This is a genomic window from Clostridium sp. K04 (genome assembly GCF_019734375.1).
GTDB lineage: Bacteria > Bacillota > Clostridia > Clostridiales > Clostridiaceae > Clostridium > Clostridium saudiense.
The window spans coordinates 1-26,564 of record NZ_JAASHD010000023.1; the positions used below are offsets into that span (position 1 = coordinate 1).

The window sequence follows — 26,564 nt, forward strand, 5'->3', positions numbered from 1 at the left end:
TATGCAAAAAGGAGGATTCGAATTCGAACCCTCCTTTTTTTATCGGCTAATATCAAAATTTATTTTGATACAGCCCCATTTTTTATTATAAATATTATAATTCACTTTTAACTTCTATTTGACCTGATTTTATAGCTTCTAATACTTCACTAACTTTAGATACTGTTTCATCACTTAAATTTGGATTTTCTTCTGGAATACCAACAGCATCATTTTTAGCATCAAATATTAATGATTGCCCACCTGGGAATTCATTATTTAATTCAGCTTCTATCATTTTATAAGACGCTACATTAACTTTCTTAATAGCTGAAGTTAAAATTACTGACTTATTTCCTTCATAAATACCATCAGCATATTGATCTGAATCAACACCAATAATCCATGCTTCTTCACCATTAACAGCTCTTGTCTTAGCTTCTGTTATAGCACCCATACCAGTTCCACCAGCTGCAGTAAATATTACTTTAACACCTCTATCATACATTTGAGCTGCTAATTGTTGACCTAATGCTAAATCACTAAATGAACCTGAATAAACAATATTTTCATCCTTTAAACTAACATTTGTTCCAAGGTTTTCATTTGCATAAGCTACACCTTGTTGGAATCCAAAGTTAAATTTCTTAACTGCTGAAGATTCCATACCACCTATAAATCCAAAATCACCAGTTTGTAATTCAACTGCTGCTGCAACACCTGCTGCAAATCCACCCTCGTGTTCAGCAAACTGTATTGCAACTGTATTATCTGCTACAACATAGTTTCCATCTTCATCCATAGGTGCTCCATCAAGTATAACAAATTTAGCATCTTGATATTTTTCTTGTGCCTTATATATAGCTGTTTCAAGCTTAAAACCTGGCCCTACTATAAATTTATAACCTGAATCATAAAGATTTTGAATTTCTGTTAAATAATCAGCTTCTGTTTCTCCAGAAGGCTTTAAATAATTCTTTTCAATTCCTAACTTTTCTTCAGCCTCTATTATTCCTTCCCAAGTACCTTGATTGAATGATTTATCATCAATTGTACCAGAGTCAGTAATCATACCAACCTTTAATGTTGACTCCTTAGAATCTGCTGAATTATCATTGTTATTTCCACACCCAACTAAACCTGTTACCATTAGTGCTGAAAGTACTAATGCCATAACTTTTTTCTTCATTTGTACGTTCCTCCTAAATACTCATATCAAAAATCTATCTACTTAAATCCATATAAAAAGACGTATTATTTTCAAAGTGAAAATAATACGTCTTAACTCTATTAATATTCGTATCGAGTTTTTTGTACTAAGTTCACTCATAGTCGAAAATTCACGGCTTTCGGTAGAAACATCCCACCATATCTGGGACCTATATGAGTTGTTTTATCGTTCGTGTCCTATTATATTTAAAAATTTTTTCTCTGTCAATATTATTTATATTTTTTATTTTTAAAGATTTATCTTACTAAAAATATACTATTAATTATATTTATATATATTTTACTCTAATTGAATTAATTTACATTTAATATATATTTCTCCATAATAATAATAATAATAATAATCAAAAAGGACTATGCATTATTACATAGTCCTAATTTTATATCAATACTATAATTCAGTTTTAACTTCAATTTTATCTGCTTTAATAGCATCTATTACTTCATTAACTTTTGCAATTGTATCATCACTTAAGTTTGGATTTTCACTTGGAATACCAACTGCATCATTTTTAGCATCAAATCTTAATACTTGACCACCTGGGAATTCACCATTTATTTCATCTTCTATTATTTGATAAGCTGCTTCATCAATCTTTTTAATAGCTGATGTTAATACTACTGATTTATTACCTTCATATATTCCATCATCATATTGATCTGAATCAACACCTATAACCCATGCTTCTTGCCCATTAGCCACTCTTGTTTTAGCTTCTGTAATTACACCTATATTAACTCCAGCAGCTGCTGTAAAGATTGCTTTAACTCCATTATCATACATTTGAGCTGATAATTGTTGTCCTAAAGCTGTATCTGAGAATGATCCTGAGTAAACTATATTTTCAGCCTTTAAACTAACATTTGTTCCATAATGTTCGTTAGCATATGCTACACCTTGTTGGAATCCATAGTTAAACTTTTTAACTGATGGTATTTCCATTCCACCAATAAATCCAAAATCACCATCTTGTAATTGTACTGCTGATGCAACCCCAGCTATAAATCCACTTTGTTCTTCAGCAAAGTATACTGCAACTGTGTTATCTGCTACAAGATAATTATCATTACCATCATTCGGTTCTCCATCAATTAAAACAAATTTTGCATCTTCATATTGACTTTGAGCTTTATATATAGCTGTTTCAAATTTGTAACCTGGTGTTACTATAAACTTATATCCTGAATCATAAAGGTTTTGTATTTCTGTTAAATAACTTGATTCTGATTCTCCATTAGGTTGCATAAAAGTTGTTTCAAGTCCAAAACTCTTTTCTGCTTCCTTAATTCCTTCCCATGTACCTTGGTTAAACGATTTATCATCAATCGTACCTGTGTCAGTAACCATACCAACCTTTAATTTACCTTCTTCTGATTTTGATGCGTTGTTATCGCTTCCACAACCAACTAAACCTGTTACCATTAGTGCTAAAAGTACTAATGCCATAACTTTTTTCTTCATAAGTTTACTCCTCCTAAATGATCACATTTTTATATGAGTATAATATTGCTCTATATTCAAAATCAATAAATTACTATAGCGAAATTAATACACCATAACTCTTAGATGATTCGTATAGAGTTAATATATACTAAATTCACTCATAGCTGAAAATTTAAGGTTTTTCGTAGAAACATCCCACCATATTAGAGATTTATATGAGTCCTTTTTTTATTCGCGTTTCATTATAAATTATCTAATTTTCTTTGTCAATATATGTTTTATTTTTAATAAATTCAAACTATTCTTTATCTTTTTTCTTTACCATTAACTTAAAACTATTTAAATCAGCTACTTAAAATAATAAAAAAGAAGATTAAAACCACTTTTAGTTCTAATCTTCCCCCTTATGATTCTTTCTATACTATAAACATTTCTAACTATATTAGTATATTAACATTATATTCTCTTAACCACATATCTACTTGAATTAAATATGCTATCATTTGTGGACCTGTCATAAGTTGTCCATACCAAGGTGTCTTATATGCCTTTCCTTCGGTATCAACTATTTCTTGCACTTTTTCTTTATCTATTATTTCTAATATAGGTGAAGTTTTATCTTTTAGTATTTCATTCATCATGTTACAAACAATTTCTGTATATATAGGATTATGAGTCTTAGGATATGGACTCTTTTTTCTAAATACTATTTCATCAGGTAATATTCCAACAAGCGCCTTTCTTAATAGTCCCTTTTCTCTTCCATCTAAAAGCTTAACTTCTGGTGGTAAATTAAAAGCATAGTTAACTATTCTATAGTCAGCAAAAGGAACTCTAACCTCTAGGCTATTATACATACTTACTCTATCTTTTCTATTTAATAAATTTACCATAAACCATTTTAGATTCAAATAAAATAACTCTCTCATTCTATAAGTTCTTTTATCTTCATTATCTAAATGTGGTACTTCTTTTAATGTTTTTAAATATTCTTCATTAGTAAGTTCTTCAATTTTTAAATTTTGTAGATTTTTATTTAACACTGTCTTTCTTTCACCAACAGATCTTGACCATGGGAAAGTATTTGCATATATCATTTCATCATGTGTGAACCATGGATATCCTGCAAATAGCTCATCTGCGCATTCACCTGATAGTCCAACTACAAAATCTTTTCTAATTTCCTTACAAAATAGTAATAATGATGAGTCAATATCCGCCATCCCTGGTAAATCACGAGCAATAGTTGCTTCTTTCAAAGCTTTTGCTAAATCCTCATGTTTTAAAATAACCGTTCTATGATCACTATTTATTTCTTTTGCCATAAATTCTGCAAATTGTTGATCTGATGTTGGTTGAAATAATGATGCTTTAAAATATTTATCATTACCTTCATAATCAATTGAATAAGTTGTTAATTGCTTACCTCTATTCTTAAATTCTTCTGCTGCAATTGCTGAAATTGCAGATGAATCTAACCCTCCTGACAAGAAAGTGCATACTGGCACATCACCTACTAATTGTCTTTTTATAGCATCAACTAATAAACTTCTTGCATGTTCAATTGATTCATCAACAGTTTCATTTAATTCTTCGGCTTTAACCTTAAAATACTCCCAAACCTTAACATTTCCCTTTGTAATTAACATACAATTTGCTGGAGCTATTTCTTTTATTCCTTTATATACTGCACTTCCTGGTGCCACTGATGGTCCTAAAGCAAAAAGTTCTGTTAATCCATCTCTATCAACTTCTGCTTTTACCTCAGGATGTGCTAATATAGTTTTTATTTCGGAACCAAAGATTATTTCACTCCCCTTAATTGAATAAAATAAAGGTTTAACCCCCATTGGATCTCTTGCTAAAAATACTTGATTTTTATCCTCATCATAAATAGCAAACGCAAATATTCCATTTAATTTATTAATAGCATCTATTCCCCAAGCAATATATGCTGTTAATAATACTTCAGTATCTGAATATGCATCAAATGTATAATTTTCACTTAATAGTTCCTTTCTCAAATCCTCTGTATTATAAAGTTCACCATTATAAACAATGACATACTTTTTACCACCTACAATTTTTATCATAGGTTGTTTTCCGCCCTCTGGATCCACAACAATTAATCTTCTGTGTCCTAACAAAACATTCTTCGAATAATACTCTCCCTCACTATCAGGTCCTCTTTTCTCCAATGTTTTAACCATCCTAGTTAGAGTATTTCTCATTTCTTGTATATTTCTATTGAAGTCTACCATTCCAGCAATTCCACACATATAATTTCACCTTCTCATTAAATTCATATTATAGAATATGAGGAAACCTGTCTAAAAGTGAATTGCATTATTATATTGTAGGAACGCAAAAATAAAATGATTATATACAATAATTGGTCCTCCCCCTATAATACTTTTATTTTTTTCTGTATTAGCAACTGCACTGCTACCTAGCAATTTATTTTGGATTAGATAATATCTTCTTTTTTTCGTTACTTACACGTGAAACCCTAAACTATATGACAAACCAGAAAGCGGAATCGCTTTTGCGATTCCGCTTTCTTTGCTAAATGTATATTGTTTAATTTGGATTGCCTAATAAATTATTTTTCATTTTTTATTGAGATTACTAAAGTAGTAATTAGTCCACCCCATAATACAATTGCTCCAATAGCAAAGTAAGTTATTGCTGTTGCTGTCATAATTAAACTACCTCCTCTTTCATCTCTTCTTCATCTTCATCTTTAAAGTTCTCTATTGCTTTATTATTCCACGGTCTTCTTGAGAATAATAATGCCCCTATAATACCTAAACCAATAACTGACCATCCATATGCAAATAATTCTGGTAAATTATATCCGCCATAAGGTGCTTTTAATTCAGTTACGAAGTTACTTACTAACATTATTGCTAACATTGTTGGTGTTACAAATTTAACAGTGAAATCCCACCACTTACCGATTCTAAAGTAAGATGTTTTATTTGTATGTTCTCTTATAACTGAAGGTTTTATTATCCAACCAATAACAATTGCTTCTAATAATCCAACAACTACTATTCCATAACAATTAACGAAGTTATCCATAATATCTAATATATATAATCCAGCACCTGATGCAAATGTAGCACTTACCACTGCACCTATTAATGCTATTCCAGAAACTACTTTTTTACGTTCCCAACCAGTTTTGTCTATTACTGCAGATGAAACTGCTTCTACTAAAGATACACAAGAAGTTAACCCTGCAAATACTAAGCAAGCAAAGAATAAACATCCTAATATTGTTCCCCATGTTCCCATAATAGTAAATACTTTTGGGAAAACTATAAATGCTAATCCAATACCACTTGATACAACTTCTTCAATTCCAACACCTTGACTTGTTGCCATAAATCCTAAAATTGCAAAAACCCCTATAGCACATAAGAATTCAAATCCACAGTTTGCAAATCCAGTCATAAAAGCACTATTATTTATATCTGTCTTTTTAGGTAAATAACTTGAATATGTCATCATAATACCCATAGCCAAACTTAATGAATAAAATACTTGTCCATATGCAGCTATCCAAACCTTAGGTTCCATTACCTTGCTCCAATCTGGAGTAAATAATTTATTTAAACCTAATGTAGCACCTTCTAAAGTTACACCTCTGATTACTATTATTACCATTATAGCTACTAATGTAGGTAGTAATACTTTATTTAATTTTTCTATACCACCTTTAACACCTCTATAGCATATAAACCAACTTATTGCCCAAACTAATAAAATACCAATTAATACAGGCCATATTACTGAACCAAATTGAAATGGTGATTCAGTAAGCTTTAAGAAATCATCATAGAAATAAGTATTTGGGTCGCTTCCCCATCCTTTATTAAAGCTTAATGTAAAATACTTCATAGCCCAACTTAAAATCATTGAATAATATCCAAGTATGAAGAAAGCAGTTATACTTGGCCACCATCCAAGCCATTCCCACTTTTTATTTCCTCTTGCCATTGCTAATGGAGTTGACCCTCTAAACTTATGTCCCATTCCATACTCTAAAATTAATAGAGGAATTCCTGCTGTAAATATAGCAAAGAAATATGGAACTAAAAATGCTCCTCCTCCATTTTCATATACTAAATACGGAAATCTCCATATATTCCCTAAACCTACTGCCGATCCTACTGCAGCTAAAATAAAACCTAATTTCGTCCCCCACTGGTCTCTTTTGTTATCCATATCATTTCCCCCTTTTGGTATATTTTATTTTTCCGAAATTACTCTTGTATTAATGTTATATTATTTTGATATTTTTTTCAATCTTTTTATGAAAATCTATCAATATCCATCTAATTTTACTTAACAATTTATCAATATTTTCTTCATTTTATTTTTTATAAATAAAATATACCCTCAACCCTTGATATTACTAGCCTTATTCAAAAATTATTTTTTCCCTAAATTAAGGAATTTAATTGCTTTATATCTCATTCAACGTTTACATTGTAACTTTATATGAATTTTCCGTTAAAATTTTTATGAATTTATAAATAAAACAGTAAACTTATTATTATTTTATCAACAAAAACAAGTTTACTGTTTCAATTTATCATTTTATTAAATTATTTTTCTATTTTATTATTCAAATCTACTTTTAAGAAATTCTGCAACTCCATCTTCTTCACAACTTCCTATAACATCTGTTGCTATTTTCTTAATTTCATCTGCTGCATTAGAAGTTGCGTATGATTCATCTGCTAATTCAAACATTGGTATGTCATTAACATTATCTCCAAAACATATAACTTTATCATAATTTATATATTTTGATAGATATTTAATTCCATTTGCTTTAGAGGCTTCACTACTATATGCCTCTAAGAAATAACAATCTTCATAAACATCTCTATAATAATTAACATTTATACCATCTATCTTACTTATTTCTTCTGCGATGCTTTTTATTTTTTCATATTCATCAAAAGCAACAAAATTAATTATATTTGACTTCAATACAGATTCTTTATAATCTGTTACCTTTACAAATGTTTTTAATTTTTTATCTGCTCTTTCCTTATAAAAATTATATTCATAAGCATGTTCAAATTCTTTATGATATACCCATAAATGATTTTCCAAAATTCCATATACTAATGGATTTTTATTATACTTTTCAAAAATATCTAACACTTTATATGTTGATTCTGTATTTATATCTTTTATATCAATATATTTTAACTCTTTTGTATCATATATTAAAACACCATTCATCAATGCTACAGGTAATTTTAATTTTAAATCTTGTAATATTTCAACAGCTGTAGCTGGTGTTCTAGCAGTTGCAACTGTGAAATTCATTCCTAAAGAAATAAGATTATTTATAATTTTAACTGATTTTTGGGTCACTTTCCTATCCTTATTTATTAATGTTCCATCTAAATCTGTAACAAACAGTTCCATTTGCCCACTCCTCTTTTGCTTATTTATAATTGGTTATTCAGTTTAACACATATTTTAAATTTTTACTAGCAATAAATTAAAAGAGTTATGTAATCTTTATTTTATGTATATATTTATTATATCCACAAAATATTATTACATAACCCCTCACATCTAGTTTTAATTACGCTATATTAAAATCTACATATTCATTTAAAATATATCCATTTGATTGTTTATAGCTTATTTTACTCCACTCACCATTATCTTCTAAAACAGAAATCTTTTCACCCATAGCTATTGTTCCAATTATGTCTGATTCAAAATTATTACTTTCTCTTACTTTTAATGCAACCGTAACTACAGTTCCTTCTTTCATAGCAACATTTTCAGCTATACTTCTATTTTGTAATACTACATAATCTTTAGATACATAACCATATCCATTGTTAAATTTAATTTTATACCATGAATTAACAGTTTCTACTATTTCAATAGTTGCACCATTCTTTAATGATCCTATTACTGAATAGCTTGTTCCTGCTCCACTTCTTACATTCAATGCATTATTAACTTTTATTGTTCCTGTTGTACTTGTAGATGGTGTTGTTGTAGTATTATTTGAACTTGAATTGTTGTTGCTTGAACTTACTGTAACGTAGTCCTTACTAACATATCCGTATCCGCTTCCATATTTTATTTTGTACCAACTTCCACTTGTTTCTACTATTTCAACAGTTGCACCATTCTTTAATGATCCTATTACTGAATAGCTTGTTCCTGCTCCACTTCTTACATTCAATGTATCATTAACTTTTATTGTTCCTGTTGTACTTGTAGATGGCGTTGTTGTAGTATTGTTTGAACTTCCGCTATTGCTACTTCCGCTGTTTGAACTTGAATTGTTACTACTTGAACTTACTGTAACGTAGTCCTTACTAACATATCCATATCCGCTTCCATATTTTATTTTGTACCAACTTCCACTTGTTTCTACTATTTCAACAGTTGCACCATTCTTTAATGACCCTATTACTGAATAGCTTGTTCCTGCTCCACTTCTTACATTCAATGCATTATTAACTTTTATTGTTCCTGTTGTACTTGTAGATGGTGTTGTTGTAGTATTGTTTGAACTTCCGCTATTGCTACTTCCGCTGTTTGAACTTGAATTGTTACTACTTGAACTTACTGTAACGTAGTCCTTACTAACATATCCATATCCGCTTCCATATTTTATTTTGTACCAACTTCCACTTGTTTCTACTATTTCAACAGTTGCACCATTCTTTAATGATCCTATTACTGAATAGCTTGTTCCTGCTCCACTTCTTACATTCAATGTATCATTAACTTTTATTGTTCCTGTTGTACTTGTAGATGGCGTTGTTATAGTATTGTTTGAACTTCCGCTATTGCTACTTCCGCTGTTTGAACTTGAATTGTTACTACTTGAACTTACTGTAACGTAGTCCTTACTAACATATCCATATCCGCTTCCATATTTTATTTTGTACCAGCTTCCACTTGTACCTACTATTTCAACCTTAGCTCCATTCTTTAATGATCCTATTACTGAATAGCTTGTTCCTGCTCCACTTCTTACATTCAATGTATCATTAACTTTTATTGTTCCTGTTGTACTTGTAGATGGTGTTGTTGTAGTATTGTTTGAACTTCCGCTATTGCTACTTCCGCTGTTTGAACTTGAATTGTTACTACTTGAACTTACTGTAACGTAGTCCTTACTAACATATCCATATCCGCTTCCATATTTTATTTTGTACCAGCTTCCACTTGTACCTACTATTTCAACCTTAGCTCCATTACTTAATGATCCTAAAACAGAATAATTAGTTCCAGCTCCACTTCTTACATTTAATGAATTACTTACTTTTACAGTACCTGTTTGTACAGTTTCTGTCGTTGTAGAATCTCCTGGCTTTTGTGTTCCTGAATTATTTAATATAACATTATTATTTAAATAATCCATTATTCCATTAACAATTCCTTCAGCAACCTTATCTTGATAACTACTAGAACTTAAATTTTGCGCTTCAGTAGGATTAGAGATAAATCCACATTCTACAAGACTTGAAGACATTGATGCAGTTTTAATAACCGCATAATTTGCTGTTTTTACCCCTCTATCAGTTGCATTTGTAGCTTGGATTAAATCATTTTGTATATCTGTAGCTAACTCCTTACTATCTTGTCTCGTTGAATAATAATAAGTTTCGATTCCTTTTGCGCTAGAATTTGTAGCAGAATTTTGATGTATAGAAACAAATACATCTGAACCTTCTTTGTTAGCCATATAAGTTCTATCAGTTAAAGATAAATATGTATCATCATACCTACTCATCTTAACTTCTACACCTTTAGCTTTTAACTTAGCTTCTATTTTTTTAGATATTTGCAAGTTAATTTCATCTTCAAGAACTCCATTTTGTACAGCTCCATTATCAACTCCACCATGTCCTGGATCAATAAATACCTTGTAGTAATCTCTATCTACATTTTTAACATTACTTCTAGCATAACTAGCTGTACTTATACCCTCTTCAGTTATACATACTTCTAGTATGTATACGGTATCCTCTGTTTGTTGAGATACAAAAGTACTACCTACTGATTTTCCAACAAGCTCACCATCTACTATTTCAGCCACATTTTCATTATATATAGTCCAGCCTTCATCTATTGGTAAATTAATAGCTTGTCCTACAGTTAAAACTAATCCATCTTCTAATACAATTTCTTCATCTTTATATTTTTCTAATAATTTAATTAGATCACTTTCAGATACATTATAAATTCCTTCTGCTTTTGCTATATGAGATGGAGTAATTAATATTCCCGAAAGTATTAATAAGCTTAATATCTTTAATTTATTAATGGTAACCACCTTGCTTTCTATTTACATATACATTTATTATACATATTTTTACGGCAAAATAAACCAACTTTTATTAATATTTTGCTATTATCCAATTTTTAATTGAAATTCTCTTATTTTTAATTTATAAATAATAAAAAATTACAATATATTTTTATCTATATTGTAATTTTATATAAAATATTATTTAATTTTTTCCCATGCTATCATCACAAACTCTTTACCTGTTTCAGACTTAATTAAATTTTCAGCTCTTTTAATTGCTTCAACTTCTTCTTTAGTTACATCTGCAACTTTATAATCCATAAACTCATCTCCTTTAAATGATATATTATAGTTTTTGAAATTTTAACTATAGGTATTCATTTAAATTTAAGAATTTATTTTTTACTACTTTATTACTTTTACTAACTCTTCCTCTATCCCAATCACAGTTTTATTATTTCTGATATATCCAAGCATGATTTCAACAGCTTCTTTTGATATTACTTCACCGCCACAAATTAATGGAATTCCTGGTGGATAAGGAATTAATGCTTCTTTTGAAATTTTCCCTATACTCTTCTTAATATCAACATACTCAAAATCTTTATCAAATACTTCATATGGCTCTAATACTTTTTCAGGAATTATACTATAATAATTTTGATATTGATTATCTACTATTAATGATAAATCTAATTTTTCAATTGAATTATAAATCTTTTCAAAATCTTTTTCTAAATTAAAAGGTGATAAAATTAATACTACTCCACATGCAAAACTCATTTCACATTGTATTTTCATCTTTCGTAAATAGTCTAACAATTTATGTCCACTATATCCTTTTGGCAAAGTTAATATATACCTACTTAAATCTAAATTATAACCCTGTGGTAAGTCTTCTTCTTTTAAAATACTTACTTTATTTAACGTATTAATTTTAATACTCCACTTATTTGCCAAACCTATTAATTTATCATAATCTTTTTCTCCATAATTATCTAAATAATATCTTGAATAATCTAATGATGACATTATTAAATATGATGGTGATGTTGTCATAAAAGCTTTTAAATAAAAACCAACATTCTTATCATTATTTACTAAAAGATATGAACCTTGAGTTAAGCTAGGCAAAGTCTTATGTGCACTTAAAACAATATAATCCGCATATGAAACTATAGATTTAGGCAACCTTTCACTTATTCCATAATGAGCTCCATGTGCTCCATCTATAATTATAGTCAATCCTCTTTCCTTCAAATCTTTTAATGTGTCAAAAATATCATATCCTATCCCAAAGTAATTAGGATAAGTTAATATTATTCCTCTTGCATTATTACATCTATCTAATGCTTTATATATTTCCTTTTCTGTTGGTGGTAAAAATAACCCTTTATCTTCATGAATTACAGGTTCTATATACTTTACCTTTAATTTTCTTAAAATAAGTCCGTTATAAACTGACTTATGACAATTTCTTTCTACTAAAACTTCATCCCCTTCATTAAAGGCATCAAAAATAGAAGCTAAATTTCCTGCTGTGCTGCCATTAACAACAAAATATGCTTTTTTAACCCCATATGTTTCTGCTAATAATTCTTGAGCTTCTTTTATTATCCCTTCTGGTGCATGAAGATTATCTAATGGATCAACTTCTGTAATATCCAAGAATCCCATATTTAATGCAAATTCTTTTCCTATATCATCTCTTAAAAATCCAATACCACTTTTATTTCCTGGCATTGAAAGAATAAGATTATTCTCTTTTTTATATTTTAATACTTCTTCTAATAAAGGTACTTTTTTACTCATATTTTCCTCTTCTTACTTAATTACTTGAACTGTCATATTATTCAATACTTTATTAGCTGTATCAATAATATAATCTATAGGCATCTTATCTAAATCTTCAGTTTCATCAATATATAACATACCATCTCCAAACATAGTATCATATGTTGATATTCCCATAGCTAATCTCACACTTTGCTCATTTGCAAATAATCTTTTTAGCCTAAAGCTCTTTATTAATTTCTCAATATCTTCTTTTTTTAATTTTTCTCTATAAGAATCAACATCTTTTATTAACTCTTTCACAATTTCTATTGATTTATCCACATTTTCATGTGCAGTACTATAAGTTATTTTATAAACTTTTATATATTCTTCGTTTGCTACTCTAGTTAATACATCATAAACTAATCCATGCTTTGTTCTTAATGTATCAAACAAAATTGAGTTTACACCTTCTCCAAAGTATTGATTAAAAACTCTTAATGCTTTTATTTCCCATTGATTTAATTCATTAATTGGAAATATAATTTGTACCTTTGCACTATTTATATCTTCCTTTTTATTTATAAATACTCCAGTCTTAGGATAATTAATTACTTCTTCATCTTCAGGAAGCTTTTCACTTCTCCAGTCAATAAAGCAATCTTCTACCATATCTCTAATATCTTCAAATTCTAAATCTGAAATAATAGTAATTGTTGCATTATTTGCACAATAATAATCATTAAAGAAGTCTATTGTATCATCTATTGTCATGTTATTTAATGATTCTTCAGTTCCTATAATAGGATACTTAAGTCTTCTATTATCCATACAATTATAATAAAGCTTATCCTCTGTGTATTGCTCTAAATCTTCATCCCATTCCTTAAGTTCTTGCTTTATTACTTCCATTTCTTCTTTAAAACCTTCTTCAGTAAATACTGGTTGTAAAAGAATATCTGAAAATAAATCTAATCCTTTTTTTAAATCTTCACTTAATAATGTTCCATAAAACACAACATAAGGATAATTAGTCATAGCATTTTGGAATCCAAATATATTGCTTAATTCTGTGTTTATTTGTTTTTCACTTCTTGTTTCTGTTCCTTTATAAACCATATGCTCTGTTACATGTGCTACTCCAAGCTTTTCACCATCTCTTGAAGCTCCTGCATCTAATGATATGCATATAGAACTTAACTCACTATTACTTTTTTTATAAATCAACTTTAATCCGTTATCAAAAATATACTCTTCCATTTATGTATCACCTCTTATTTTTTGCTTAAACACAAGCTATAAACTCTACGGCTTTATTCAATAATATTTATTAATATTATAAACCAATATATTTTAATAATAAACAATAAGGACAAGCAAATGCCTGTCCTTATTCGTTATCTTATTCAGCTTTAAGTGCTATTGCACATTCAATTCTCTTCTTTTGCATTTTACATCCTATTTCATAAGGAATATTCATATCTCCATTAAATGCAAAGTTATTTGATTGACATCCACCACTACAGTAGAATCTTGCCCAACATTCTCTACATTTTGGCTTGTTATAGATGTGAGCCTTCTTAAATTTCTTACCTAATTCAGCATCATAAGTATCATCATAAATGCTTCCTAGCTTAAATTCTTCCTTACCTACAAATTGGTGACATGGATAAACTTCTCCTTGTGGAGTTATTGCAACATATTCAAATCCTGCACCGCATCCTGAAATTCTTTTATAAACACATGGTCCACCATTTAAATCAATGTTAAAGTGATAGAAGTTGAATTCATCTCCTTCTTTCTTTCTTCTAGCCATTTCATTATATAGTTTATCATAGTTTTCAAATATTTCTGGTAAGTGCTCTTCTTTAAGCTCTAAGAAATGTCCTTTTTCTAAAACTACTGGTTCAATTGAAATTTCTCTAAATCCTTCATTTACCATAGCCTTAACATCTTCATAGAAGTCAGTATTAGCTCCTGTAAATGTTCCTCTTACATAGTAATGCTTAGATTTATCTCTCTTTTCAATCATTCTCTTAATATTTGGAAGTATATCATCATAAGAACCACTTCCATCAACTTTAATTCTTACATTATCATTAACTTCTTTTCTACCATCTAATGAAAGGATTATGTTACCCATTTCTTTATCCATGAAATCCATCATTTCTTCAGTTAAAAGAGTTGCATTTGTAGTCATAGTAAATCTGATATTCTTGTTCCAAGCCTTTTCATTTTCTCTAGCATAAGCTATTATTTCTTTAACTTTGTCCATGATCATTGTTGGTTCTCCACCAAATAAATCAATTTCAATGTTTCTTCTTGGACCACTTCTCTTTACTACGTAATCTATCGCCTTTTTTGCTGTTTCAACAGACATTACACCTTTATGTCCATTATACTCACCTTCATCAGCAAAACAATATTTACATCTTAAATTACATCCATGAATTATATTTAAACATACTGCTTTAATATAATCTCTATCATCCATTGATGAATGTGCTATATCTTCATATTGATCTCTTGAATATAATATATCTTCATCTATAAGCTCTAATAATTCTTCATAAGCTTCTGATATAGTTTCTTCACCATATTTAGCTCCAAATTCTTTTATAAGTTCTTCTTTATCTCTTAGTTTATTATCATCTACTAAATCGTAAACTAATTCGTCTACAATATGTACAGCCCCTGTATTAACGTCTAAAACAAAGAAGTTATCTCCTTGTTTAAATTTGTGTATTAAAGCCATTTCACAATTCCTCCTAGTATTCTTTTTTATTAATACGCTCTTTCTCGCGATTACAACCTAATAATTCATTTAATCCTAATATCAATTAGATAAACTCAACTTCCACATAATTATAATAAAACTCCTTATCCTCTTAACTAGATAAGTACATCTTGTGTAATTTCTACTAAACTAAATCACAGATTCCTTTTAAAAGAAACTCCTTCTCCCTCCAGTCGAATGAGTAAATTCGGTTAACTAAATCACAGATTCCAATTCAAAGGAAACTCCTGCTCCCTACGGTCGAATGAGTAAATTCGGTTAACTAAATCACAGATTTAGAACCTCATTTATAAAGTTAAGCAGTAACTAGTAAATAGTTACTGCTTGTCCTTAATTAGTTTTCACACTCTAAGTTAGCAACTGTGCAAGAAGTTTTGCAAGCTGATTGGCATGAGTTTGCACATTCTTTGCAACCTGGTTTGCAAAGACTGTTTTTGATGTTTGTCTTATTGATTGTTTTTATGTGTTTCATGTCGAATCCTCCAATAAAAAAATATACCGTGGTAATTATAGCACAATTTTCTATGGTAATAAAGCTATTATTTTCCCATTCAAAAATGCAACTATCTCACTTTCTTATTATAATATAGCAACTTTAAAAAAATACCAAATAATATTTTTTATTAAATTTAAATAATAAAAAAGCATTTACTATTAATTTACTTACATTATAATAAACAAAAGTAAATTAATAGTAAACACTCTTTTATTTTCTATAATGATGTTTCTTTTTTTATTTCTTCTATCATATCATCTTCTGACATAGTTTTATCATCATATGGATTATAAATATCATTTAAATGTACTGTGTAATATACATTTTTACTTTTCTTTTCTTTCTTCTTTTCGCCTTGATTACTAGCTTTTTTATCAATATTATTTTTAACTAATACCCCAGCTGCAACTGATGCCACAACTGCTGATAGTGCTCCAAAAATAATCTTCTTATTGTTTCTTATACTCATACTCTCCACCTCACTATTATAAAAGATTATATCCATATTAATTATCCAAGTCAATTTATAAATTAGTTAATTTTTCGTTACATAATTAAAACTGCAAAAATACATTTTTTATCTAATATCTACTTATTATTTTGCCCAAACTTCTCTCTTTCTATATCTATATTATCCTTTAAATCATTAAAATTATTTTTATTATTAGACTTAACTATACTTTCAACATTTACAATGGAAGTATTGCTACTTTCACTTTCTACAAATATATCCTCTTCATTTAATTTATCCTTAAATCCATTCATGTTACCATCTCCTTTCCTTATAATAATTCTATATCACTATAAATATAACTTTGTTTCAATCCTTCTATCATATTCTGACCAACTTCCAGCTTCTGTTTTTTCCTTTATTTGTTCTATCTTATTCATAGTTGCATCAATAGAATCGGCAGAATTAAGAATAAAAGATTCCTCCATTCTCATTTCCCTAGGTGATCCATACTCAAGTTTTCCATGATGCTGTACTATACATCCTTTTATTCTTGTAATAAAATCCTCACTATAAAAACCAGGATTATCATTAAATGCTTTTTCTATCATCTGTATTCCTATTACTATATGACCTTCCATTTCACCTCTTAATGTATACTTAAATGGTCCATCATAATATAATTCATATATTTTCCCTATATCATGTAACTTTGCTGCCAAAATTGCAATTTCTTTATTTCTACAATTATACCTTTCACAAAGCATAATTGTTAAATACATTACTCCTAATGTATGCTCTGCTAATCCCCCTATATAGTTATGATGCATTGAAACTCCTCCAATGGCTCTTTTAAATTTTTCTAAGAAACTTTCATCTTTAAAGAAATAATCATTTAAAGCCTTTCCTTCTCTTGAAATTATATATTCATCTGTATACAATTCAATTTCAGTCATTATATCCTCTATATCCCTTTTTACTGTAGGCAAGTAATCTATAGCATTATACTCTTTTACCAATTCATATTTTTTAACTTCTAAGTTAACATCTCTCTTACCCTCTATTTCTATAACCTTTCCTTCAATAATATCTCCTGTTTTATTTGGTATAGTTGCTTTTATTTCACCTGTTTTATCTGCTAAAATACATACTACTTTACTTGTATCCCTAAATATTACCCTCATTACCATCAATGATATTTTTATTTCTGTACCATTTTTGATATCTTTCAAAAATACTTCCTTCTTCATTTGTTAATTCCTCCAAAGACTATACTCATCCTATAACTTAGTTTAACCTAAAAAATACTAAAATATTTTCCTAACTTATCATCTAATATTCATAAAGTTATTTTTTTATATAATAGAAACCCATATAGATTAGACACTCCTATTTGCCTAATCTATATGGGTAATTTTATTTTTATATTCATCTAAAGTAGTTATTTCATTCCAAGTAATATTCCTATATATCTTGTTCTTTTAATTATTTCATATAATCCAAATGTTATTAAAACCGATAACAAGTTTATTATAATTATAGAAAACCATTGTGGAAACATTAATGGTAATATAAAAAATGCTAATGTTAATAAAATAGTTTGATGCATAATATATACTGGAAATGAAGCTTTATTTAAATACCTTAATAATTTATTTTCTTTATTCATATATTTTATTCCATAACCAACTATAGTTATGATAGCCGTAATTATCATAGAACATTTAATTCCATTTTCAGCTATATTCTTTAAGATACCTATTTCCATGTTTCTTAAGCTTAAAAAATATCCAAGTCCTAATATAATAATAATTCCATTTGATATTGCAAATGTTCTTCTATATTTAAAAATAGCATTTATATAATCAATATCACTATAAGTAATATATCCAAATAAGAACATTAAAAGATTTAAAATTAATCCCTTTCCACCAACCCCTGGTACCATTTCTGCAATAAAAGTTAATGCAATAACTATAAATAAACCGTATTTACTTAAAATAACATTTTTAATTTTGTTCATTACTTTCTTTCCACCAATAAGCTTAAAGCATTTAATAATACTAACACCAATTAATGAAATCACAAATAAAAATAATATGAACCAAAGGTGTGCAGGTGTGAAACCTCCATCAAACCCCATGAAATCACTTACATTCGTAAAGAACATTTTCATATGACTAAAATAGTTTATATTACTTTCACCTCTCCAAAGTCTAGCTAAATAAGTTTGAGGAGGTACTATTACTATTATTCCAAATATAAATGGAAGTAATAGCTTTTTAGTTCTTTCTTTTATGTATTCAAATTCACTTCTTCTTTTAAGAGCAAAATATGTTGATGCCCCAGCTAAAAAGAATAATAAAGGCATATACCAAGAAAAAGTTAATAGTATAAATATGTTAGAAAAAATATTACTTTTTTCTGTTTTAATATAAAAATCTCCAAAGTCTGTAAATATTGCTGATGTATGATAAATAAACAACATTAATATGCATATGTTTCTTATCCAATCGATTTCTTTTCTTCTCATAAATTCTCCTTAATTTTATGAATATTTTGTAAACGTAATATATACTACTTTTATCATACTTTTTAACTATTTACTACTAATTTTTTTTGCTTACTTTGTACTTATATAATAATAGGCAATGTATTAAAATCAAATACATCGCCCATTATTATATAAAATACTTATTAACTTATTCTCCAATACCGCTCTTTTCAATACTTTCAGCAAATCCATGTAATAATTTATTAATTGGTTTCTTTAAGAATAATGAAATTAATATAAAGATTGCTCCAAATATTAACAGAACAACTATATCCTTAACCAATACACTTTGAACTACTCCACCTATAGATTCTCTTGCAAGTGAAATCGCATAAGTGAAAGGTAAAAATGGATTAATTGCTTGGAAGAACTTTGGTGTTAATTGAATTGGGAATGTTCCTCCTGAACCACCTATTTGTAAAACTAATAGTACAATTCCTAATACTTTACCTACATTTCCAAGCACTGAGCATAGTGAATATAATATAAATGTAAATATAATGCTAGTAAATACACTACTTAATACAAATAAAGCCGGATTTACACAATATATTTTTAAAACATATAAATCCCCTAATGATACTATTATCGCTTGAATTATTGCTATTGTCATAAATAACAACATTTTTCCAAAATATTGTGATGCTGCAGAGTATTCACCCTCTGCTTCAACAGTTAGCATAGATGCCAATAATAATAATCCTACCCATAATGATAATACTGTATAGAAAGGTGTCATTCCTGTTCCATAGTTACCCATTGGGAATAATTTATTTTCTATAATATTAACAGGATTTGATAAAAAGTCACTTCTTGTATCTACATCACTCTTTAAATAATTTATAAGCTCTTTAATATCTGTACTATCATTAACACTTCCTATTTTACTTATTAAATCATTAAGCAAATTTTCAGCTTCTGGAAGTTTTGATTTTACAAAATCAATTCCCTCGATACCCTTATCAGCACCTTCATAAACAGTATTCATAATATCTGTTACTTGTGGTAATTTATCTTGTGCTTCTTTTAATACTGATACTACATTATCTGCTACAGTATATGCATCATCAAAAATAGTATTAATTTTATTAGTAATATTTGAATCAAAGTTATTATATAAATCATTTGTAATATTACTTACATCATTAGTAAATGATATAACGTTATTTAATAAACTTAAATCTGGTGTTCCACCATTAGCTATACTATCTTTAACTGTATTTAACGCAGTAATTGATTTATTTATTGCTCCTTGAACGTTTGTTAAGGTATTAATAATATCATCAAATTTTCCTGGATTAAATTTATTCATAGTTTCTAATATTCCAATTAATGATTCAGCACTCTTATTTATGCTATTTAACTTTTCTAAAATACTATCAACTATTTCTGGTGCATATGCTGATCCTGAATTAATTGCATCAACTAATGCACTTGTATTTGTAGAAATTTCATTTGCAATTTCATTTAATATTTTTATATCATTCTTTATTACAGGTGCAATATTATTTAAATTACTTTTTGAAGTACTTAAAAATTCTTCTAAATTTGTACCTAACTTTTGTGAATTTTCTAATGTTTCAGTTATTAAAGGAATATCATTTTGAATATCTGAAATTAATGTTTTTAATTTATCAGCTCCATCTCCAGCTAAATTTACAACATCATTTATATTAGAAAACTGACTTTGAACCTCTAATAATTGATTATAAATATTATTTAATCTAGGAAGCTGATTTTCTAATTCAGTTCCTAAATCTTTTCCTACTCCAAAGATTGCATCACTTGCAGTTTCTACAACTGCTTTACTTACCTTTTCTTGTATAGCACTTGCTCCCTTATCTGTAAGCTTAGGCGCAATTGCATTTATCTTCTCATTTACTGTATATATTATATTTCCTTTTTCAATATCTTGTGTAATTATAGATGTAAGACTCTTTGAAAAATCCTCTGGAATTGTAATCATGGCATAATATTTGCCTTCTTCAACATTTTTAGTTGCTTCTTCTTCACTTACAAACTGCCATCCCATCTGCTTATTATTTTTCAATTCATCTACAACATCATTTCCCAAATTAACTTCTTTACCATTTAAAGTTGCCCCTAAATCTTTGTTTACAACTCCTATCTTAATTCCACTAGTAGCCGATTCAGCATATGGATCCCAAGATGCTTTGATATTAAACCAAGCATATAAAGATGGTAGTATACATAATGCTATAACAACAATTAGTGCACCATAATTTTTAAGGATATTTTTCATATCATTCTTATAAATTTTAAATGCATCCTTCATCTCTTTTTTCTCCTTTGTATTTGACTTTCACTTACTTTATTATTATATTATCACTTTGGTACTAAAATTCAAGTTTTAGTTTTCTAAATATATTAATACTGTTTTTTAATTAAAAATGGCTATATAGTTGTAAGTATACGTATACTCCCAAAAATCTTTTTAATTTTTTTAACAAAAATTAAACATTATCTTAACATTTTATTCATTTTTGATCCATTTTTTACCTTATTAATTTTAATATATTATTATTATGTACTAATTATTTAAAAATCATTTTATATTTAAAAAATAAATTTCTATACTTAAATTATTTTTAGTGTATACTAAAATAGATAATTATTAATAACCGAGGAGAATAAAATGAATATGTCATTTAATGAACTTAATTTAAATACAAACATAATAGAAGGATTAAAGCTTCAAGGGATAACTTCACCTACAGAGGTTCAAAAGCTTACTATTCCAAAAGCTTTAGAAAATATAGATATAATAGCAGAATCTCATACTGGAAGTGGTAAGACATTAGCTTATTTATGCCCTATTTTTCAAAAAATAAATGCTGATAAAAAAGAAATGCAAGCTATAGTTTTAGCTCCTACTCATGAATTAGTTATGCAAATAGATGCACAAATTAAATTACTTGCAAAAAACTCCAATATGAATATAACTTCATTAACAATAATGGGTGAATCAAATATTGAAAAACAAATAAAAAAACTTAAAGAAGTAAAGCCACATATAATAGTAGGTTCTGCAGGAAGAGTCTTAGACTTAATTAAAAAGAAAAAAATAACTGCACATACTATTAAAACTATAGTTATGGATGAAGCTGACAGTCTTTTAGCCAAAAATAAATCTACAATAATTAAAGATATTATTAAAGCTACTATGAGAGATAGACAACTTATGTTCTTCTCTGCAAGCATAAATCCTACATCTTTAGATATAGCTAAATCACTAGTTAAGGATGTTGAGATTGTTAAATCAGCAGGAACTTCTGTATTAAATCCTAATATTTCACATATGTATATAGCTTGTGAATTTAGGGATAGATTTGAAACACTAAGAAAATTCTTAGCTGCTGAAAACCCAGAAAGAGCTATAGTATTTGTAAATAATAGTACTGAACTTCAAAATATAAATGAAAAATTAGATTATCATAAGGTTAAATCTACTGGAATTTATGGAAATGCTTCTAAAGAAGAAAGACAAAGATCTATCGAAGCTTTTAGAAATGGTAAATTCAATGTTTTAGTTTCATCTGATGTATCAGCTCGTGGTCTTGATATTCCAGAGGTTACTCATATTATAAGCATGGATTTCCCTGCAAATCCAGATGAATATTTACATAGAGCTGGAAGAACTGCACGTGGTACACTTTCAGGAAATTCAGTATGTATTGGTACTAGACGTGACTTAGAAGCTATCAAAGCTTACCAAAAAGCCTTTAAAATAAAATTTAAAGAAATGAGACTATATGGTGGTAACTTAATTCCTGTAAAATAATACAAATTTATTTTTACTGTAATTAATATTACTTTCTTTAATCATAAAAAAATAGATATTATATTTTGTTTAATATAATATCTATTTTTTTAATTTTTATTCCTTGTAAATAAATTTCATTTTAAAAATTACTGAATTTTCTCCACTTTCTATAGTATAATCAATATTTTCATGTTTATCTAAAATAGTTTTTACTATATAAAGCCCTAATCCAGTTCCACCAGTTTTTCTATTTCTAGATTTATCAACTCTATAAAATGCATTAAAAATTTCATTAATTTGATTCTTTGGTATTGAAACACCTGTATTTTCAACACTTAGTTCCTCTTTAGATAAATTTATTTTTATACATTCATTGGTTGGGGAGTATATTATTGCATTTTTAATAATATTCATTATTACCTTTTTAATAAGCTTTTCATCAGCAATTATAAAAATGTCTTCATCTATTTTAGTAATCAAGTTTAATTTCTTTTCATCAATAAAATATCTTAACTCTCTTAATATACTTTTGATAACATTACTTAAATTAACATTTGAAAAGTTATATTTAAATTCACCATTTTCCCTTTCACTTAAATGTAAAATTTCTTGAACTAATTCACTCATTTTTTGTGTAACTTCATATGATTCTTTTAAATATTTATCTCTATCTTTATATTTTCCAATATTATAAAGCATTCCTTCTAATTGCCCACTTATTATAGTTATAGGCGATTTTAACTCATGAGAAATAGTAGCAACGAATTCTCTTCTTTCTTTTTCTAGTTTTCTTTCTATCTCAATTTCCTCAGTAAGCTTAGAGTTCATTCTTTCTAACTCTTCAAAGGATTCTTTTAAATTCTTATTCATTAAATTTAAACTATTTGAAAGTTCTCCTATTTCATCCTCACCATTAACTTCTATAATATTATCAAAATCTAAATTAGCCATTTTTTTAGCAACTTTATTAATCTTTATCAAAGGTCTACTTATTAATATTGAATAAAAACTTGAAATAGTAAATGCTATGATCACTATTGCAAAAATAGCAAATGGTAAAAATAGCGCAATACTATCACTTGCTTCATTTTCTGGACTAACTGGGAAATGTACAATCATATGATATGCATTATTTAAACTTTTAACATAAACAATCTCATCAATATTCAAACTTTCATTCTTACTAATTAATCCATACACAAATTTATCTGTTGCAATACTACCACCCAAATTAATATCATTACTATATTTCTGAAAACTTTTAAATCGTTCATATTGTACATGACTATATAAAAATGGAATTTTATTGGGTTCATTTGCTCCTTCTCTAAATGATGAATAAATAATTTTATTTATTAAATTATTCTCATCTTTACTTACAAGCAAAATATCCAAATTATTTTTATAAGAAAACTCATCAAGAAGCTCATTAATATCTATATTTTCATCTTTTTCTAATTGAGATTTTAGTTCTCTTATTTTTTCATTTATATTATTTACTTTATAAACCTCATAAACTCTCGGCATAAAAAAATACATACATATGTATAGTAAAGTAAATGAAATTATTATAATAAGACTACTCCATAAAAATATCTTTTTCTTTATGCTTAAATTTCTCCATTTACTTTTCAAGAACATATCCTACACCCTTGATAGTTTTTATATAATCCTTCTTTATTTTCTTTCTAATATTTTTCATGTGAGCATCAATAACTCTAGTATCACCAAAATATTCATAACCCCATATTTTTTCAATTAATTTTTCTCTTGAAACTACCGTCGGATAACTATTTATCATTAGCTTTAATATATTAAACTCCTTTAAAGTAAGTTCAATTTCTTCATTATCAATATAAGATTTAAAAGTTTGTAAATCTAATTTTAATCCCTCGAACTCTAATATTGTATCCTCTTTTTCTTCTTTTTGTTTTCTTCGTAAAACAGCTTCTACTCTTTTAATCAATATATTAAATGAAAAAGGCTTGCTAATATAATCATCAGCTTTTAAATCAAATCCTTTTATCTCACTTTCTTCATCCCCTAATGCTGTTAAAAAAATTATTGATACTTCTTTATCTAAATTTCTTATCATTTTACATAATGCATGCCCATCAAGTCTTGGCATCATCACATCTAAAATTACTAAATCATATTTATTTTCTTTGAACTTTTCATAACCTTCAACACCATCATTTGCTACATCAACATCATAATCTTGTGAAGATAAAAACTCTACTATTAATTCCTGTATTTGATTATCGTCTTCTACAACTAATATTTTATAACTCATATTTTCCTCCATATCTTTTTCACTTATTCTTTATAATTTTAGCATACTACCCTTAAAATCTTCTTAAATTCATTCAAATTTCAATTATTAATCCATATATTTCAGGTTATTTTAAGGTTCGAGATTTAATATAAATATATATAATAGCAATTAAGGAGATATCTATTTATGTTTCACAAAAGAAAACCTAAAAAAACATTTTTCATATTTAAATATAAATTTATATTATTAAGCATATTATTATCTTCTTTATGTTTTTTAAGCATTATTACAATAGAATTTGATTTTACTGATTTTGATAATGAAGAAACTACCTTTGCCTTGTCTACGTCAGAAAATTTAACTAAAAGTAACTCATACTCATTTTTAATACCTTCTGAATGTCTTGTTAGCTATTCATGATGTTGGAATAATCCTTAGTGATACCCCTTATATTTTAGTTATTTATACTAATGAACTTACTGACGCTGAGGAAAAAATAGCTCAAATTTCAAAAGCAATTTATTATAATTATAATTAGCTTTATTACAAAATAATAAAAGTAGCTTATACATAATAAAATTCTCTGTTAATATAATTATCTTTATTATATAATTTTCCTATAAGTTAATTTCCAAATTTTGTTTTAAGTAAATTAACTTATTTCTATGAACGAAAGTGAATAGTGAGTTTCACTTAATATAAATATTTTAATTTTATGAGGTGATTATAAAATGAGTAATAAAAAGAAGGTTAAAATTAGCCCAGCTCAAAAGAGAGCAGATAAATTTTTATACTGGGGTACTATCATAGGTTTAATATTAGGAGTATTAATAGGTAGTATTATATTTTTCATAACAGATAACATGTTCTGGATTGCATTATGTCCTATAATATTTTTATTTTTAGGATTAGGCCTAGGCTCATTTCTTGGTAAAAATAAAAAAGCAATAAAAAAACACTCATAATTAGATATAATAAAAGGTGCTTACATAACTTACTTAAGCACCTTTTACTTATCATTTATTCGCTTCATTTTTATCTTCTATCTGTTTTTGTTCTTCATTGCTTGTATTACTTTTGTTTTTCTCATTATCATTAGCTTCACTTATTAAATTACCTGTAATATCTTTTATAGACTTAAACTTTTCCATAATTGTATCATATCCACCACATAATATTAACACTACTACCAATGCATTTATAAATAGCCTATAATAACATTCAACACTCATTTCTATACTTCCTGTAGTTGTTTTTACAATTACTAAATGAGCTACTGCTAATATAAATGTATACAGCTTAGTAGGCATCTTTTTTATTAATGGAAAATCTTTTGTGGTAAATACTATTAATTCAACTGCTACTAATGTTCCTGTAAAAGATGAAAGGAAATTCTGCGTCAAAAAATCAGTTATTTCCATACTAAATATACTCCTCTTGAATTATACTTTCTATATAATA

General features: G+C 27.5%; 22 protein-coding genes and 2 riboswitches. Of the genes, 2 read left to right on the forward strand and 20 right to left on the reverse strand.

Translation table 11 applies throughout. From position 1 onward, the window contains the following. Positions 1 to 94 precede the first annotated feature (94 nt). From HCG70_RS10665 to HCG70_RS10740, 17 genes are all read right to left on the reverse strand, one after another. Positions 95 to 1,168, reverse strand: coding sequence for a BMP family protein (locus tag HCG70_RS10665; protein ID WP_042402112.1), 1,074 nt, complete (start codon positions 1,166 to 1,168; stop codon positions 95 to 97). Between the two features lie 120 nt (positions 1,169 to 1,288). Further along, positions 1,289 to 1,386: riboswitch (purine riboswitch) on the reverse strand. 214 nt (positions 1,387 to 1,600) lie between these two features. Beyond that, entirely contained in the window at positions 1,601 to 2,671 is a 1,071-nt protein-coding gene (locus tag HCG70_RS10670; RefSeq protein ID WP_042402110.1) for a BMP family protein, read from the reverse strand. A gap of 123 nt (positions 2,672 to 2,794) precedes the next feature. Beyond that, positions 2,795 to 2,892, reverse strand: a riboswitch (purine riboswitch). Between the two features lie 198 nt (positions 2,893 to 3,090). Beyond that, the gene (gene asnB / locus HCG70_RS10675) at positions 3,091 to 4,932 is read right to left on the reverse strand and encodes an asparagine synthase (glutamine-hydrolyzing) (protein ID WP_042402108.1); all 1,842 of its coding nucleotides are present in this window, start codon (positions 4,930 to 4,932) and stop codon (positions 3,091 to 3,093) included. A 323-nt stretch (positions 4,933 to 5,255) separates the two neighbouring features. Then, complete coding sequence (locus tag HCG70_RS10680; RefSeq protein ID WP_154821263.1) at positions 5,256 to 5,354, reverse strand: MetS family NSS transporter small subunit; 99 nt, start codon at positions 5,352 to 5,354, stop codon at positions 5,256 to 5,258. A 2-nt stretch (positions 5,355 to 5,356) separates the two neighbouring features. Next, positions 5,357 to 6,886 (reverse strand): sodium-dependent transporter, encoded by a 1,530-nt coding sequence (locus tag HCG70_RS10685; protein WP_042402107.1) that lies wholly within the window; start codon positions 6,884 to 6,886, stop codon positions 5,357 to 5,359. 399 nt (positions 6,887 to 7,285) lie between these two features. After that, positions 7,286 to 8,107, reverse strand: coding sequence for a Cof-type HAD-IIB family hydrolase (locus tag HCG70_RS10690; protein WP_042402104.1), 822 nt, complete (start codon positions 8,105 to 8,107; stop codon positions 7,286 to 7,288). A 163-nt stretch (positions 8,108 to 8,270) separates the two neighbouring features. Beyond that, the gene (locus HCG70_RS10695; RefSeq protein ID WP_221697717.1) at positions 8,271 to 10,994 is read right to left on the reverse strand and encodes an SH3 domain-containing protein; all 2,724 of its coding nucleotides are present in this window, start codon (positions 10,992 to 10,994) and stop codon (positions 8,271 to 8,273) included. Positions 10,995 to 11,168: 174 nt separating this feature from the next. After that, entirely contained in the window at positions 11,169 to 11,291 is a 123-nt protein-coding gene (locus HCG70_RS17410; RefSeq protein WP_260457808.1) for a hypothetical protein, read from the reverse strand. 84 nt (positions 11,292 to 11,375) lie between these two features. Continuing rightward, positions 11,376 to 12,782, reverse strand: a complete 1,407-nt coding sequence (locus HCG70_RS10700) for an aminotransferase class I/II-fold pyridoxal phosphate-dependent enzyme (RefSeq protein ID WP_042400263.1) — start codon at positions 12,780 to 12,782, stop codon at positions 11,376 to 11,378. A 12-nt stretch (positions 12,783 to 12,794) separates the two neighbouring features. Next, complete coding sequence (locus HCG70_RS10705; protein ID WP_042400259.1) at positions 12,795 to 14,006, reverse strand: pitrilysin family protein; 1,212 nt, start codon at positions 14,004 to 14,006, stop codon at positions 12,795 to 12,797. Positions 14,007 to 14,148: 142 nt separating this feature from the next. Next, complete coding sequence (gene scfB, locus HCG70_RS10710; protein ID WP_042400256.1) at positions 14,149 to 15,501, reverse strand: thioether cross-link-forming SCIFF peptide maturase; 1,353 nt, start codon at positions 15,499 to 15,501, stop codon at positions 14,149 to 14,151. 376 nt (positions 15,502 to 15,877) lie between these two features. Then, positions 15,878 to 16,015 carry a six-cysteine ranthipeptide SCIFF gene (gene scfA / locus HCG70_RS10715; protein WP_003371542.1) on the reverse strand — a complete coding sequence of 46 codons (138 nt, stop codon included), beginning with the start codon at positions 16,013 to 16,015 and terminating at the stop codon, positions 15,878 to 15,880. 241 nt (positions 16,016 to 16,256) lie between these two features. Then, positions 16,257 to 16,508 (reverse strand): hypothetical protein, encoded by a 252-nt coding sequence (locus tag HCG70_RS10720; protein WP_154820803.1) that lies wholly within the window; start codon positions 16,506 to 16,508, stop codon positions 16,257 to 16,259. Positions 16,509 to 16,627: 119 nt separating this feature from the next. After that, complete coding sequence (locus tag HCG70_RS10725) at positions 16,628 to 16,804, reverse strand: hypothetical protein (protein WP_156327403.1); 177 nt, start codon at positions 16,802 to 16,804, stop codon at positions 16,628 to 16,630. Positions 16,805 to 16,840: 36 nt separating this feature from the next. Beyond that, complete coding sequence (locus HCG70_RS10730; RefSeq protein WP_154820804.1) at positions 16,841 to 17,740, reverse strand: 3'-5' exoribonuclease YhaM family protein; 900 nt, start codon at positions 17,738 to 17,740, stop codon at positions 16,841 to 16,843. 191 nt (positions 17,741 to 17,931) lie between these two features. Then, a complete protein-coding gene (locus HCG70_RS10735; protein WP_052330718.1) occupies positions 17,932 to 19,023 on the reverse strand; it encodes an acyltransferase family protein in 1,092 nt (363 codons plus the stop codon). A 169-nt stretch (positions 19,024 to 19,192) separates the two neighbouring features. Continuing rightward, positions 19,193 to 21,340 carry a YhgE/Pip domain-containing protein gene (locus HCG70_RS10740; protein WP_154820805.1) on the reverse strand — a complete coding sequence of 716 codons (2,148 nt, stop codon included), beginning with the start codon at positions 21,338 to 21,340 and terminating at the stop codon, positions 19,193 to 19,195. Between the two features lie 360 nt (positions 21,341 to 21,700). Here HCG70_RS10740 and HCG70_RS10745 point away from each other — a divergent pair, with 360 nt between their 5' ends. Beyond that, positions 21,701 to 22,846 carry a DEAD/DEAH box helicase gene (locus tag HCG70_RS10745; RefSeq protein ID WP_154820806.1) on the forward strand — a complete coding sequence of 382 codons (1,146 nt, stop codon included), beginning with the start codon at positions 21,701 to 21,703 and terminating at the stop codon, positions 22,844 to 22,846. Between the two features lie 96 nt (positions 22,847 to 22,942). Here the strand turns inward: HCG70_RS10745 and HCG70_RS10750 are convergent, their stop codons facing one another. Together HCG70_RS10750 and HCG70_RS10755 are read right to left on the reverse strand one after the other, a co-directional pair. Further along, entirely contained in the window at positions 22,943 to 24,463 is a 1,521-nt protein-coding gene (locus HCG70_RS10750; RefSeq protein ID WP_070098829.1) for a cell wall metabolism sensor histidine kinase WalK, read from the reverse strand. After that, complete coding sequence (locus tag HCG70_RS10755; protein WP_055276197.1) at positions 24,453 to 25,121, reverse strand: response regulator transcription factor; 669 nt, start codon at positions 25,119 to 25,121, stop codon at positions 24,453 to 24,455. Before HCG70_RS10755 ends, HCG70_RS10750 begins: the two co-directional genes overlap by 11 nt. 713 nt (positions 25,122 to 25,834) lie before the next feature. Between HCG70_RS10755 and HCG70_RS10760 the strand changes: the two genes are divergently transcribed. After that, positions 25,835 to 26,068 carry a hypothetical protein gene (locus HCG70_RS10760; RefSeq protein ID WP_042400237.1) on the forward strand — a complete coding sequence of 78 codons (234 nt, stop codon included), beginning with the start codon at positions 25,835 to 25,837 and terminating at the stop codon, positions 26,066 to 26,068. Between the two features lie 51 nt (positions 26,069 to 26,119). Here HCG70_RS10760 and HCG70_RS10765 read toward each other — a convergent pair whose 3' ends face one another. Further along, positions 26,120 to 26,524, reverse strand: coding sequence for a hypothetical protein (locus HCG70_RS10765; protein WP_042400236.1), 405 nt, complete (start codon positions 26,522 to 26,524; stop codon positions 26,120 to 26,122). Between the last annotated feature and the right edge of the window lie 40 nt (positions 26,525 to 26,564).